We start from the raw sequence: 13,488 nt of genomic DNA, 5'->3' as shown, positions 1-13,488 counted from the left end.
CGTTGTTGTCTCCCCAAGCGAACAACCATATGATGGAGGCAACAATCCGACAGGCATCGCGGTCTGCTTGTTCCCCAAGGTTGTTCTAAATTTTCCGTCTAATGCTCACTGAGCAGATCTGCGAGCATCTTAACCAATTCATTCAGTGATCTGCTCGTTTCTTAAACTAACTTAACTAGACAGTGCCGTCTACCCGATAACATTAAAATGGTTGAGTGTAACCATGTAGTATATGTCGAGACATAAGCGATTCATCATCACACTCCTTGTGTGTGCTATGATGATTCTCACTCCGATCGCCGGGGTGGTGGGTGGAACTAGCACGGCCGCATCAACAGCATCGAACGGTGAGTATATTGATACCACAGAGAACATAACAGTATGGGACCGATCACCGATCTCACTTCGCGCAAATACAAGCGCGACAGGCGCAGTCACTGTCGATAATCTGTGGCTTGGTGCAGAAACAGAACGCGGTGATTCCAGCTTACACCGTGATACTCTTGCGGTATTCGAGACGAACGAGGAAATACCGCTTACATTCGGAGAACATACTGATACAAGTAACTTCGAATCCAGGGATGATGTCCAGCTTCTCACCGGCTATCTTGAGGAAGATGTGAGTGAAAACGATTTGAGTGATGTACCAACAACCGGCCAAGAATTAATGGACGAGCTCACGTCCAAAAATATCGATAACCTAAACGATAACGTTTCGTTTAGTCTCAACCACTCCGTTAAATTCGATGGAGACGGCAACCTAACGACACCGGTCACACCGGACAAGCCTGGTCAATATATGTATGTGCTTGCGACTGGTGACAACCTTGAGGCCACTGATGAGGATGGTGATGGTAAGAAGGATGACCTCGAGATCAACGGTGAAACAACGATTGTCGGTGTTGAGCAACTCGCCGCACAGAACAGTCCATCTGATGTAACGGCTCCGAACTCGGCAGAACCAGGTGAAGATATTGACTTCAATGTCAATGCAGCCGAATTGAGTGGTGAAACCTCACATTCCGTCGTGCTCTATGAAGAAAACTCGTTCACTAAGAGTACAATGGCTGTTAATATCAGTGAACAATTGAGCAAGGATCTCTCAACTGAAGATGTTACAATCAAGCACGATATTAAGGAAGTCAACGGTGTGCAGAATCTTCAGGACGATGTAACATTCTTCGGACAGTCATTAGAAAGTCGGACTGGGACAGGGCTCGTCCAATTTGGCAATGTCGTTAGCTTCCTCTCAAATAATGCAGATGTGGACGAACCAGGAACGCAGGTATCCGGTGATGGGATCAGCCTTGATGCCTCTAGTACTGCGGTCCAAGCAGATGAAACCACGACCCTGACTGTAGAAACATATGACAACTGGACAGAAACGGACTACCGCTGGATCCACGTTGCATCTGGTTCCTCAAGCGATCAAATTCAGGTAAATACCGGGATGCTTGAAGTAGAGAGTAGTGGCGGTGGTGGCGGTGACGACGATGACGGTGATCCGGATCCTACCCCTGGTGATGGAGATGACGATAACGCCACTGTGACAGAAGAAGAGAAATCGACCCCAGTAGTTGATACGGAGAAAGGGAAGGCGACAGCATCGTTCGAGAAGACGAATGTTGAGCAGATTGTCTTTGATAGCTCTGACATCACCGGCGATGTGACCAGTCGCGATCTTGACCGCGAACCTAATGAGACTGGGCCATCCCCCGGTGTCTCTGCATCAGTGTCCGAGATTGTTGTCCCGGATAATGCGAAGAACACGAGCGCGACAATCCGTACAAAGGTTTCAACCGCCCGTCTTGAGGAGATCGATGCCGATGCCGAGGACCTCCGCGTCAACCGTTACAACGATGAGAAGGGGAAGTGGCAAGGCCTTCAAACTACTCTCGTTGAGAAACGTGATGATGTGGTTGTGCTAGAAGCTGAGACACCTGGATTCTCATATTTCTCGGTTAGCGCAGTAAGTGAGCCAGCCGCAGATGCAACGGCCTCATCGACGACGATTGATGCCGGTGGCGAAGTCGAACTCGATGGGTCCAGTTCTGAGAACCGGTACGGCGAGATTGTCGATTACCAGTGGGAAATCGGTGATCAGACCCTTTCCGGCGAAACTGTGACTACCACCCTTACGGAGAGTGGTGAATATACGGCTGAGTTGACGGTTACGAATGACGCTGATGAAGTAGACAGCGACTCTGTGACGATCACAGTTGAAGGAGAGGGCGGTGACACCGGAGACAGTGATGGAAGCGGTGAGGACGGAGATGGAGACAGTGACGGGAGTGACAGTGATGGCGGAGGCCTATTACCGGTTCCCGGATTTGGGCTTATTGTTACTGTCGTGGCGCTATCAGTAGCACTGCTGGCGCTCCGCCGACAATCTTCGTAGTAGCTGTCGCCAATCTCTCAGATTTTCTGTTATAGTATTTCTTATGGGTTGAGCGGACGGCGACCCCGTCAGGGCGTTCACCGTCCCACTCTACGCGACCGATTGTTCGCTTCGGGAGACACAAGCTATTCTCCGCTCACTCGGCGTTGAACCCTCTCATCAAGCGATCTGGAACTGGGTACATCGGCTGGCTGACAACGTGCCGGACCCGCCGACATCCACGAGAGCAAAGCTCTCGTGCGGCCCATCAGAACGCTTCGCGTTCTGAGGACGGCGAAGCCGTCGCGGGTCGCGGTTGATGAAACCGCTATCAGGATTAACGGCGACCGGTCTTGGATGTACGCTGCAATAGACCTCGACACGAAACTCATTCTCGATGTACCGCTCTTTGGACGGCGAGGCACCGATCCAGCTGCTGCGTTTCTGCATGGACTCACCGAGAAACACGATCTCTCCGACGCTGAGTTTCTCGTCGATGGTGCTGGCTATCTGACTGCCCTCTCTCGATTAGGATTGAGCGGTCACCTCGACTACGTTGATCGAAACCACATCGAAAAGTGGTTTCATACGCTCAAAATGCGGATCGACCGCTTCCATAACTCGTGGGTCGGCAGTCGGGTGAGCGTCAGAGAGTGGCTTGAACAGTACGTACACTACTATAACACACAGCGACCGCACCAGTCACTCAACGGACAGACGCCAGCGGAGGTGCTAAACTAGACGGTGCCGTGGTAGCTGTCTATCAATTAAGCGGAACAGTTAATTATCCATAGTCCTGTCCCAGAGATATGGCTAGGTCCGCCGCACCGGACATGAAAACATCTTCTCCCTCCACTATCGTCACAGCAAATGACGTGACGAAAGTTTATCAGCGAGGATCTGAGCCTGGTCGTCTTGCTCGAGTCCTTGGTCGTTCAGAACCACCGACTGTCAGTGCAGTTGATTCTGCCTCACTTGATATATCAAATGAGGAGATAGTTGGTCTCGCAGGTCCAAGTGGGAGCGGGAAATCAACGTTGCTGCACATCCTTGCTGGATTGGAACGCCCAACTGAAGGTAGCGTGTTGTTTCAGGAGACTGATCTTGCAACACTGTCGAAACGAAATCGAACGCGGCATCGACTCAAGCACATCGGCATCATTTTCCAACAATTTCATCTACTCGATTCCCTTTCAGCTCGCGCAAACGTCGCGCTCCCCCTTGTCGAACTGGGCATTGGTAAACAACAACGTCGACGACAAGCGACTGAACTGCTTGAACGTGTTGGACTTGGGGACCGCATTACACATCGTCCGGGAGAGCTTAGCGGAGGAGAACAACAGCGTGTTGCGATTGCCCGTGCACTGATAACGGATCCGGATCTCGTGGTTGCTGATGAGCCAACTGGTGAACTAGACACGGACACCGGTCGAACCATTCTGCAGGCCTTCAAAGAAGTTGCAGAGAATCGCGCTGTCGTTCTAGCATCACATGATCATGAAACCCTTGAGATCTGTGATCGCCTAATCCAACTACGCGATGGAACTGTCACTAACCGTCTGAAACAAGAGTCTTCCTCTGATGAAGATTCGTAAGTTGCTTATCCGGTGGCTTGGACTTGTTTCCGTTGGGATTCGCCGAACGGCATCACGTGCAACTTATACGGCAAAACAGCGGATTCGATTTAGCGTTCTTGGCGTAGCTATAGTGATTGCATTGCTGGTCATGGTCACTAGTCTCGGTGTCGGCCTTGCTACTAGTACAACGGTGTACGATGAAGATATTGATTATTGGATTGTCCCTGATACAAATAGTCCAGAATCACCGTTGATTGCGACTGATAATCCGCAGTTCAGTTCAGTCCATGAGACGAACAATCGTATCCGTGAACACGAGGAGGTGGAGTCTGCGACACCAGTACTGTCACAAGTACTTCAAATGGGGACTAACGAGACAAAGGAATATATTCTCGTTGTCGGAATTATAAATACTCCCGAACTAGATCGGGTTTCTGGCCTCGGCTCTAGCCCACTCACCCCTAACGATCCATACTACGCGAATGGAGAGTACAAGGGCGAATGGACCGGGAATACTGTGCTTTCACAGAGTGCAGCCGAAACTCTCTCTGTCTCGTCCGGCGATCCAATATCAGTCGCCGGCAACAACTCCTTTACTGTCACAGCTGTTGACAATCAATCTCGCTCTGTTGGTAATGTCCCGACAGCACTTGTCCAACTGAGTGAATTACAATCCCTAACGGGCTCTACAACGTATGATCAGGCGGAACAATTCGTTGTTGGTACAAACTCACCAACTGTTCAGAGTGATCTTCAGGAAATCTATCCGGACTCCTCTGTTCGTTCTCGTGGCGAAATGACTGCAAGTAACACGCGTGATTCTGATTTGTCGTTAGCACTTGCGCTTACCGCGTTCCTCGTATCGCTTTCTATTGGGTTGCTATTTGTTGTCACAACATCGGGGCTTGAGATCGTTGCGGATCGCCAGCAATTAGCGATCTTATCTGCAATGGGAATTTCTACTAAAAGCCAACTCAAATTAGTGGGTGTTCAGACAATTGTGATGACGGGGGTTGGAGGATTACTTGGTGCAGTTAGTGGCCTAGTCGGCATTCGACTGATGAATATTGCCGCAACTCGGACAATAACGACTGAGCCAATAGCGGTCTCTCATCCCCTGTTTGTTGGGTATGGAATCTCCGTTGCGCTATTAATTGGCCTGCTTTCATTACCGTTTCTACTGGTGGCAGCTCGCCGTGTTTCAGGAGGTGTCCCATGATGTTTAAATGGCTCTCTGATAGCCTTCTTCGGCTTCGTACCGCAGGAAGTCTTACTATCGCTCAATTCCGACAACAAAAACTCCGACTCTTATTAGCGATAATCGGTGTTGCGCTCGCTGTTCTCGCAATAACGTTACTTGCTGGAACAGGTATCGGTGTTCTTGAAACCGGAGAACAGCAATTTAATGCCGCTGAACGAGATTTATGGGTTACAGCAGGGGAGACTCGAATCACATCTGCAGGTGGTGGTGGATTCGAAAACACACTTTATGACTCTCGAAACCTCTCTACCGAAATGGAGTCTCAAGAGGGAGTCTCTCACGCGATTCCATTAGCTTTTGATACGGTATATGCTGGTACAAATAGTAGTGGTGAGTTTAATACGTTTATTGCAACGGGAACGCCACAGGGTGGTCCAGCAATTCACGTAACAGATGGCGACTCGATTCAAGGAGACCCTCATTACGCTAATGGGACATATGAGGGGGAGATGACGAATAAAGTCTTAATTGATGAAGAAACAGCTAATGAATTAGATGTCGGAATCGGTGACACCATCCACATTGGCGGATCACTGGCTGCTGCGAGGGGAAATGAATTTACGATTGTCGGAATATCTCCGACGTTCGAACAGATGCTCGGCACGCCAACAGTGACGATGCCACTCAGTGAACTACATGAAGTCACCGGTAATACACAAACTGAACCGGCAACGTTCATTACGATAACCGTTGAGGATGGTAGTTCTGTCGACACAGTCCAGCAAGACTTAGAAGAATCGTATCCCGAATACGAAATCCGGTCGAATCAAGAGCAACTCTCATCTGTATTACAAGAACAAGTGCTTTTACTCGCAGCTGCAGGGGTGCTTGTTTTCTTGGCAATTAGTGCTGGTGTCGCACTAACAATGTCACTTCTATCGCTTGTGATTCACCAACAACGCCAAACGTTTGCAGCGCTTACTGCTCAAGGTATCTCGTCATCGCTGCTTATTGCAACAGTGGTTGGACAGGGACTCATAATCGGAATTCTTGGTGGAGGAGCAGGTGTCCTACTCACTCCGCCTGCTGTCGCTGTACTCAATCGTCTCGCAGCAACCATTGTTGGCTTTGATGGTCTCGTGCAAACTGCACCGTGGATTTATGCGGGGGCTCTTGGGATTGCCGTAGTTATCGGAACAATTGCTGCAGCTACTGCTGGCTGGAAGATTAGCCGTGTTCCCCCACTCGAATTGCTTCATTGACATTCCCCGATGGCTAAAGCTGGAGGAAACCAGACATTGGGATATTGGAATTTATAGTATCTCTCTACTCCCTCGTCTGAAACGACGCTCTCGCGGTCGAACAAGAAGAATCCAGGATGTGCGAACCAGCTGTTACTCATATCCTCCGTTGGAGAAATCTGGGTTATCTTTCGACGAATGTCCACCCCACCACGTCTGCGTTCATCGTCGTCTCGCACGACGAACAAATGCACAGACCACGCTCCACAGGTTGCTGTCACGAACCTGCCCGCAACACGGACACGTCTTACTTATGTTCTCCTCGGGTCATGGCGCTGATCTCGGTGGATCAGGTAATCTGTACTCATGGGTACTCTCGAGGTACACATCGTCGCGCCTCACCCATCAGGCGTAAAAAACAACTCAGATTTCAAGTCAGGGAATCGGTTGTGACGAGTTGGTTCTGATCAGGGTTCTCAGTCTCCGTTTGTTCGACGGAGTCCCCGAGACTGGGTGGTTCCTCACGAGTCAGACCTGTTCCTCGCTGAGGAATACGCTTAAGCAAGCCGATAGCAAAGAATGGGGGTACGACGTCGAGATGAACGATCTCTCTGATCCACGGCCACCGCTTCCAGAGTGGATCCTAGACGCGTACGATGTCCTCTGTACTCACAGTCGTAACTCAATTGAGACAGAAGACATCCAGTCGATTCCGCGAGAGCAAGCGCTCGAGGTTCTCCACAGTACCGATGAATTGGCCCTCGAACCCGAGGACGCAACCCATGCACTCTCCCGGTTGATCGATCGAGGCTACTTCTACGAGGTTGACGGCGACCTTCGTGTGACGACGCCAGAAGACTAACGTCTGGATACGGGTCAAACCCGCGTTGATCACACCGCTTCAAAAGATGTGGTACCGGTGGTCTCAATCGCGTCACCGATTGCGTCTTCTTCAGAGGTCAGGCGACGCGACGTGACAACCACACGGTGCCGCAATATGCTCCATCGGACCGCGCGTGTGTACCAGAATCACTGCTTTCCCACAGTGCGGACACGGCGGCAGCGACCAGTCCTCCTCCTCTCCCGACCGCCGCTTCTCGCTCATAGCCATCTTGAGCGGCGACTGTCTGGATTGACGGCTACTCGAGTGCGATACGACTCTCGTGCGGGACGTTTATATCCCGTTAGAAGTAAGCGAAACTTGGCCTGCAAACCCACGCGGGTTGGAAGCCACGTCTCGGGTGTGCCATCACCCGGGGCATTTCAACGCATGCCCCCGCGACGAGGTGGAGCGCGGCTTCCATACTGATTGTGAGTTGGCAGATATTTATACTATAGGGATTTCTACTAATAGCAACACGACACAGAACGCATCCATATAAGTGTCGCCGTTTTGAAGCTACGGATCCGTGAGGACCCGTACATCGGACTGCGTGACGAGGACACGAAACTCTCCGACCGAGAATCTAATCTCGAGCTCATCGTTCGATGAGTCCGCGAGTTGCTCGAGTGCTTCAACATCGATTACCCGGTGGAGTTGGTACTCGTCGCGACTGAGTCCCGCCGTCTCGAGCGTGTCGACGATTTTGAAGAGGAGTTCCTGCCCACTCATCTATCATCACCTCGTCGACGACATCGATGATCTCTGCGGCTGTCGAACTGATCCGCTCGAGTCGGTCGAAGATCACTTCCGGCTCTTCGCCCTGCCACGCAGCGAGATAGAACGCCGAGCCGCTCGTATCCAGCCCGAAGTACCGTCCAACGATGTAGCCGACTGCCTCCGCCTCGAGTTCACGTTCTGACCGTTCAGTCTCGTCGTCGACGCCACTGTGTAACAGCGCGTGAGCGTACTCGTGGACGAGCGTCACAGCGAGATCGGCGCTGTTCTCACGGTCACGTGCTTTGACGAGTGGTCGGTCTGCAGGCGACCGATACTGACAGACGCCCTTGGCATCGCCATGAGGCCAATTCTCTCGGGAGACGATCTCCACGTCCACAGTGAGCGACGAGGCTGCCTCGAGCAGCGCTGGCAGTAGCTCATCGGCGGTTCCAGTCGCTTCGGTCTCGAGTTCGGGGGGTGGTTCCCCCTCAGTTTGGGAAATATCGAAGACTGGTGCTGGTCGAAAGCCGACGAGCCCTTTCGACCACTCCTCAGGCGGCGTCTCGTCGTATTCGCAGTCACTTCGATCATGGTACGACGGTGAGTTCTCACACTCGGGGCACTGCTTCGCGATGATCGGCGCCCAGATCCAGATTGCACTTTCGCCTTCTTTCACATGACGATCGAATTCGTTTTGCCATGTCCGATAGCCGGCGACGCGGGTCGCATTTGGATACTGGCGATTGATCAGCAGCGTATTTCGATGTGAATAGTCGTGAAAGCGGCTCTGCACCTCGAGCCACCGCTGAAATTCGTCGCTCGAGACGGCATCATCGACCTCGTCAACGAGATCTTCGACCCATGCTTCCATCGTGCTCTGCATCTCTTCACGTCTGGTGTCTGAGTCGTCGAAGGACACCTGCGAACAGTCACTCGGAGTCATCGTTTGTGACGATGGACGCTCCATTCTGGAACGCCCCTCACCCCTTCGGGGGAAGAAAAACATACTCGAGGGACCGCTCGAGAGACTCCATTACAGTAGGAAGCACCTCCAATATATTTCAAAATATAATAAGAAAACAACACCATGTACAGAGAACGCACCGATTGTTCGGTGCAGTCTATGTTCGTATATTAATCCGATAAGAAAGGATTTACGTATTTGTGACTTGCCTGCTTATATGAACCGCCGTCAGGCCCTCGCGGCCCTCGGTACAACAGCCTTTACCTGGGTCTCAGGATGCGCCACTCTTGAGTCCGAACTGGGAATGCGGGCAGATACGCTCGGTTCAGTGACGCTGGCAAACAGTCTCCCAAAGTCGGTTGAGGTTTCGCTCGAAGTCCTCCGTGATGGAACTCGCGTTCATCAGGCGTCGTATCAACTTGACTCAGGATCAGAACGAGAACGGCCACAGTACACCATTAATGAGTGGGGAGAGAATCCGAATGCACAACGGTGGGCTGTTCAAGCCAAGACACCACAAAGTGAGTGGAAAGACGCGACAATCGACGCTGCGACAGGTTCTGAAAACGAATGCTACAGTGTGACCGTCGTCACTGATGAGCAACCAGAGTCGCTTCTCGTCCTTCTTGGCGGATGCAAACCGCACAACCGCTAGTGATTGCTGCTACACACCTCGTTACCATCCCTCTATTCATCATCGCCCAGATTTCCGGATAAAGAAACCGCGCTATCTACTCGTTACAAGCGTCTTCTCTGGGTTTCGATGATCCGACTCAGGTATCGATCTCGAGTAACTCGTCTCGCCGATTGCGGAGCGTATTCGGTGATGTGCCTGCGGTATCGGCGATCTGCTGTTGCGAGAGACACAAGCCGACGCGCTGGGTAGCGAGATAGAGACAACCCGCGGCGACACCACTCGGTCGGCAGCCGATTGTCAGTCCGCGTTCGCGTGCCGTCTGTGCGAACTCGAGCGCTCGTCGACGAACATGATCTGGGACCCCGGGTTCTGTCGCAAGCCTCGGAATCCGATCCGTTGCTGCAATCGGCTGTGTCGGTAACTCGAGTTCGATGTTCATCGCGTTGTAGGCGGAGGTGAGTCTCTGGTGATCACAGCGCGCACAGGCTGTGACTTCAGCCCGTGATCGTCCGAGTCCGTTACACCGAGACGTTGCGTAGACGCTGGCTGCAGCCACCGCCTCGAGTGGTCGTCCGCAACAGAGCTGTTCAGATTGTGCCGTTCGGAACAGCGAACACGCCTGATCCCGGATACTCTGTGCGAGGCCGAGACTTGCAACGATCCGCCGGATTTCACTGAGACCGTAGGCGAGGTTCCGTTCGGCTTTCGACTGCCACCGAGCACGGGACTGTTCGCGACGGAGTCGGATACGAGTCTTCGTCGTCGATCAGGACGTCGACGCTTTCTGGTGTCACCGCAAGGCGGATTCCTTCCACGGTGAACTGTACTTCCACGTTTCCGTTCGACGAGTTCAAGATCTGCTCGAGTGCTTCGACGTCGACAGCGTCGTACAGCTGGTACTCGTCCCGATCCAATCCACACGCTTCGAGCGTCTCGATAATCTCGACGACGAGGTTCGGCGATGCCCCGGGCCCCGTCCTTGAAGAGCAATTCATCTCAACGCTCGAACCTTAGGATGACCGGCATTTAAAGACCAATGAGTCAATTGAAGTTGCTTGAAGATTTTCTGGTTGACTTAGCGCGTTCGGGATAGCGTCGGCGCAACCACAAGCGATTATGCGCTTTGACGCCGACTGGATGTCTCGCGCTGATGACCGTATTCTAGAGCATCCTGTGGAGCCGGCCCCGATACCCCAAAGGAAATGGCGGACAGCGATTGGGTTCGCTTCTCCCGCCAACACATCAATGCCCGCTGCAAGACGCTGGTCGAATACGGCCTCCTCGTCCACCTCGGGAACGGGGTCTACGATATCACGCGAACGGGAGAGCAGTATCTCGCTGGCGACCTCGACGCTCGTGGCCTCGACCCCGAATAGCGTCAGCTGTCGCCGGCGACCAGGTCCTCGATGAACCGGAAGCCGTTCACGAACGTCACCGAGTCCCCGTAGCCCTCGCTCGCGAGCACGGTTTCGGCCCCCTCGCCGGCCGCGATATCGGTCGTGTAGATGTAGACCTCGGTTGCCGCCCCCGCGCTGAGATGCTGGACAGCGAGGGCGGCGAGGGCGGCGTCCGCACGCTCGACATCGTTGGCAGGGCGGTCGTCAGTGTTCGCGATGTACCGCTGAACGCCGTCCATCACCCGCGAGACGACCGGCTTGGAGAACTCCAGTGGCGCCGCAACCGTCGCCCAGCCCTCGTCGATTGCGGCGTCGACGAGCGGGGTTTCGACATCCGGATCGTCGACGGTCAGCTCCTCGTACACCCGTTCGGGAAGGACGAAGGTGAGGTCGTTTCCGCGAGCAAACCGCCGAACGGCCTGATAGCGGCTATTCGACGGCTGCCCCATCGCGACGAATAGGCCGGTGTCGGCGATGTGGAGCCGGCTCACGCGTCGTCAGCGCCGTCGCCGTCGATGCCCAACTCGTCGAGTCCCGACCCTGACTCCTCGACGTCGTAGTGCTCGTGGACGACGGGCCGGAGTGCCTGGAGGATCATCTCCGCAGCCAGCGGCGAGATGCCGATGTCTTCCGCCATCAGTCGGTGGGTCACCTCGCCGCGTTCGCGGGCGACCGCATAGGTGAGCGCGGTCGCGAGGCCGGCGACGCCGTGGCGGTCGATGTAGGTGTCGATGTCGGCGTCTGTCTCTCGGCGGCCGACGGCGTCGATCAGCGCCGGCGTGATCGTGTACTCGCGGTTGCCGGTGGCCGTCGTTACAGTCAGGTCGATCTCCCGGGCGGCGTACCGGCGGGGCTGCTCGTCGTCAGTGACGTCGACGACGCCGGCGTCGTCGAGCCGGTTGACGTAGCTGTAGGCGGTCCCCTGGGCGAGTTCGAGGTCGTCCATCACGTCCTGGACGGTCGCCTCGCCCTCCCGAGCGAGGTACGCGTACAGCTGGGCCAGCTGTGGCTCCTCGAGGAGGTCCGCGACCGAGAGGAAGTCGCGGACGATGTCGCCGTCAGCCCGATTTGAGGTGCGTGACACGGTTTGTTCTTGATTACAGTTTACAGTGAATCAGTAATGAGTGTTGGGGTCACTCCGCCGCCGCCGTGACGAGGTGGTCCTCAAGATCGCGCGTCCAGTACGTCGCAAGACCACCCGGACTACAGCGAGCGCACAGTTGCAACGGGCCTTCGAGGTGTCCCAGTTCGACCCGGAACCGGGTGAGCGCCGCGAGCGTGTCGACAACCAGCCCACAGCCGTCACAGGCGACGTGATCGCGCTCGTCGGGATACGCTCTGTCTGGATCGCGCAGTCCACGCAGATCGGGTGAGTGACCCGCTCATCCTGGCCCCAAGTGTGCGCCTCACCAGTCTCGGCGCCGGGCGGAGCGTCACAGAAGGCACAGTTGACGAGGGTTTGTGCGTCACTCGGCCTCCGCGTCGGCGTCGCGGGCAGCCGTCCAGCCGCGATGGAAGACGGCCAGTTGAGTGGTCAAATCAAAGGTGGTACCGCTCGGCTCGTGGACGAGAAGTCCCTTCTCGAGCTGTTCGTAGTCGGCACTTGTGTCATTGCGAGGATTTGGATCAGGCATAGTGAATCCCGCCAGGCACGTGAGAGCTCACCTCGCGCCTCACGGCGCCGACAAACACATCGTCAGTAGCAGGTGGGGTGGTGAAGCAGGTCCCAAGCTTCTAGAGTGTTAACCAACAATTTGAGGTCATTCCTGGGGGCGTTGGTTAAGACAAGTCCCCTACTGCAGAGGAGAACACAAATTCGGGATACCGGGATCTACCTCTGACGAGCGACTGCCTATGCACAGTGACTGAGTCCCTACCATTTCGTTGCTCAGAATTGGTCGGTAAGTTGTTCATTGATCTTTCTCGACGCCTGTTCCGTCTTAATGGCCCTGTTGTTTTCATATCTAATAGTTATTTTACTCACTCTATCGAGGAAGACGAGGCGCGAAGTGAGTTCGAAGGCGGCGGAGTTAGGATTCGACTGTGACCGCACGGGGCTACAATTCCGTTACCGATGACCTTTTCTCACGAATCGGCGAACAGGGTGGCATGACGTTCTACTCCGCCCTGCGCGACCGAGAGCCGCTCGTCGGGACCTGGGTCGCGCTGAGCGATCCCGCGATCGCCGAACTCAGCGCTCGCCTCGAGTTCGACGCCGTGATGATTGACGGCGAGCACTCGACGAACTCGATCGAGACGATCACCGAGATGGCTCGCGCGATCGACGCTGCAGATGTCGACCCCGACCCTGGGGCGATCGTCCGCCTCTCGGAGAACGATCCGACGGAAATCAAACGCGTCCTCGACGCCGGCGTCAACGGCGTGATGGCCCCGATGATCGACACGCCCGAGGACGCGCGGGCGCTCGTCGAGGCCACCCGCTACCCGCCCGAGGGAATCCGCGGCGTCGGCTACGGCCGCGGCACCGAGTACG

The 13,488-nt window shown here is 54.5% G+C and carries 14 protein-coding genes and 4 pseudogenes; 9 read left to right on the top strand and 9 right to left on the bottom strand.

Annotated features, from left to right (window positions below; translation table 11 throughout):
• The first annotated feature begins 232 nt into the window (after positions 1–232).
• The 5 genes and pseudogenes from C489_RS20415 (at position 233) to C489_RS21285 (ending at position 6,417) form a co-directional block, all read left to right on the top strand.
• Positions 233–2,398: a PGF-pre-PGF domain-containing protein gene (locus C489_RS20415; RefSeq protein ID WP_049891191.1), complete on the top strand. Its 2,166-nt coding sequence runs from the start codon at positions 233–235 to the stop codon at positions 2,396–2,398.
• Between the two features lie 64 nt (positions 2,399–2,462).
• Positions 2,463–3,118, top strand: a pseudogene (locus C489_RS21300) (IS6 family transposase); the annotation flags it as partial.
• Between the two features lie 68 nt (positions 3,119–3,186).
• Positions 3,187–3,972 carry an ABC transporter ATP-binding protein gene (locus C489_RS21295; RefSeq protein ID WP_083902880.1) on the top strand — a complete coding sequence of 262 codons (786 nt, stop codon included), beginning with the start codon at positions 3,187–3,189 and terminating at the stop codon, positions 3,970–3,972.
• Positions 3,959–5,173: an ABC transporter permease gene (locus C489_RS21290; protein ID WP_083902879.1), complete on the top strand. Its 1,215-nt coding sequence runs from the start codon at positions 3,959–3,961 to the stop codon at positions 5,171–5,173. The genes C489_RS21295 and C489_RS21290 overlap by 14 nt, the downstream gene beginning before the upstream one ends.
• Positions 5,173–6,417 (top strand): ABC transporter permease, encoded by a 1,245-nt coding sequence (locus tag C489_RS21285; protein WP_006433301.1) that lies wholly within the window; start codon positions 5,173–5,175, stop codon positions 6,415–6,417. The genes C489_RS21290 and C489_RS21285 overlap by 1 nt, the downstream gene beginning before the upstream one ends.
• Positions 6,418–6,481: 64 nt before the next feature.
• On the opposite strand, the pseudogene C489_RS22820 reads toward C489_RS21285, so the two are convergent.
• Positions 6,482–6,720, bottom strand: a pseudogene (locus C489_RS22820) (RNA-guided endonuclease TnpB family protein); the annotation flags it as partial.
• 274 nt (positions 6,721–6,994) lie between these two features.
• On the opposite strand from C489_RS22820, the gene C489_RS22815 reads away from it, so the two are divergent.
• Positions 6,995–7,258, top strand: a complete 264-nt coding sequence (locus C489_RS22815; RefSeq protein ID WP_049891203.1) for a hypothetical protein — start codon at positions 6,995–6,997, stop codon at positions 7,256–7,258.
• Between the two features lie 537 nt (positions 7,259–7,795).
• Here the strand turns inward: C489_RS22815 and C489_RS21275 are convergent.
• Positions 7,796–8,008, bottom strand: coding sequence for a HalOD1 output domain-containing protein (locus C489_RS21275; RefSeq protein ID WP_083902878.1), 213 nt, complete (start codon positions 8,006–8,008; stop codon positions 7,796–7,798).
• Entirely contained in the window at positions 7,911–8,939 is a 1,029-nt protein-coding gene (locus C489_RS20400; protein WP_239642107.1) for a DUF955 domain-containing protein, read from the bottom strand. The genes C489_RS21275 and C489_RS20400 overlap by 98 nt, the downstream gene beginning before the upstream one ends.
• Before the next feature lie 238 nt (positions 8,940–9,177).
• Between C489_RS20400 and C489_RS21770 the strand changes: the two genes are divergently transcribed.
• A complete protein-coding gene (locus C489_RS21770; RefSeq protein ID WP_152423227.1) occupies positions 9,178–9,615 on the top strand; it encodes a hypothetical protein in 438 nt (145 codons plus the stop codon).
• Between the two features lie 118 nt (positions 9,616–9,733).
• Here the strand turns inward: C489_RS21770 and C489_RS21270 are convergent, their stop codons facing one another.
• Together C489_RS21270 and C489_RS20390 are read right to left on the bottom strand one after the other, a co-directional pair.
• Positions 9,734–10,258 (bottom strand): transcription initiation factor IIB, encoded by a 525-nt coding sequence (locus C489_RS21270; RefSeq protein WP_239642109.1) that lies wholly within the window; start codon positions 10,256–10,258, stop codon positions 9,734–9,736.
• A gap of 10 nt (positions 10,259–10,268) precedes the next feature.
• The gene (locus C489_RS20390; RefSeq protein WP_006433297.1) at positions 10,269–10,592 is read right to left on the bottom strand and encodes a HalOD1 output domain-containing protein; all 324 of its coding nucleotides are present in this window, start codon (positions 10,590–10,592) and stop codon (positions 10,269–10,271) included.
• 121 nt (positions 10,593–10,713) lie between these two features.
• Between C489_RS20390 and C489_RS20385 the strand changes: the two are divergent.
• Positions 10,714–10,973: pseudogene (locus C489_RS20385) on the top strand (MarR family transcriptional regulator).
• A 2-nt stretch (positions 10,974–10,975) separates the two neighbouring features.
• Here C489_RS20385 and C489_RS20380 read toward each other — a convergent pair.
• The 4 genes and pseudogenes from C489_RS20380 to C489_RS22375 form a co-directional block, all read right to left on the bottom strand.
• Positions 10,976–11,485: a hypothetical protein gene (locus C489_RS20380; RefSeq protein WP_006433295.1), complete on the bottom strand. Its 510-nt coding sequence runs from the start codon at positions 11,483–11,485 to the stop codon at positions 10,976–10,978.
• Complete coding sequence (locus tag C489_RS20375) at positions 11,482–12,078, bottom strand: DUF7437 domain-containing protein (RefSeq protein ID WP_006433294.1); 597 nt, start codon at positions 12,076–12,078, stop codon at positions 11,482–11,484. The genes C489_RS20380 and C489_RS20375 overlap by 4 nt, the downstream gene beginning before the upstream one ends.
• 49 nt (positions 12,079–12,127) lie before the next feature.
• Positions 12,128–12,492, bottom strand: a pseudogene (locus C489_RS21265) (DUF7558 family protein).
• Positions 12,461–12,628 carry a hypothetical protein gene (locus C489_RS22375; RefSeq protein WP_006433292.1) on the bottom strand — a complete coding sequence of 56 codons (168 nt, stop codon included), beginning with the start codon at positions 12,626–12,628 and terminating at the stop codon, positions 12,461–12,463. Before C489_RS22375 ends, C489_RS21265 begins: the two are co-directional and overlap by 32 nt.
• Before the next feature lie 475 nt (positions 12,629–13,103).
• Here C489_RS22375 and C489_RS20365 point away from each other — a divergent pair.
• Positions 13,104–13,488: HpcH/HpaI aldolase family protein (locus C489_RS20365; protein WP_239642106.1), on the top strand; the 385-nt coding region annotated here is incomplete at its 3' end.

The sequence above is a fragment of the Natrinema versiforme JCM 10478 genome (assembly GCF_000337195.1).
GTDB lineage: Archaea > Halobacteriota > Halobacteria > Halobacteriales > Natrialbaceae > Natrinema > Natrinema versiforme.
This window is presented reverse-complemented; position numbering and strand designations above follow the sequence as displayed.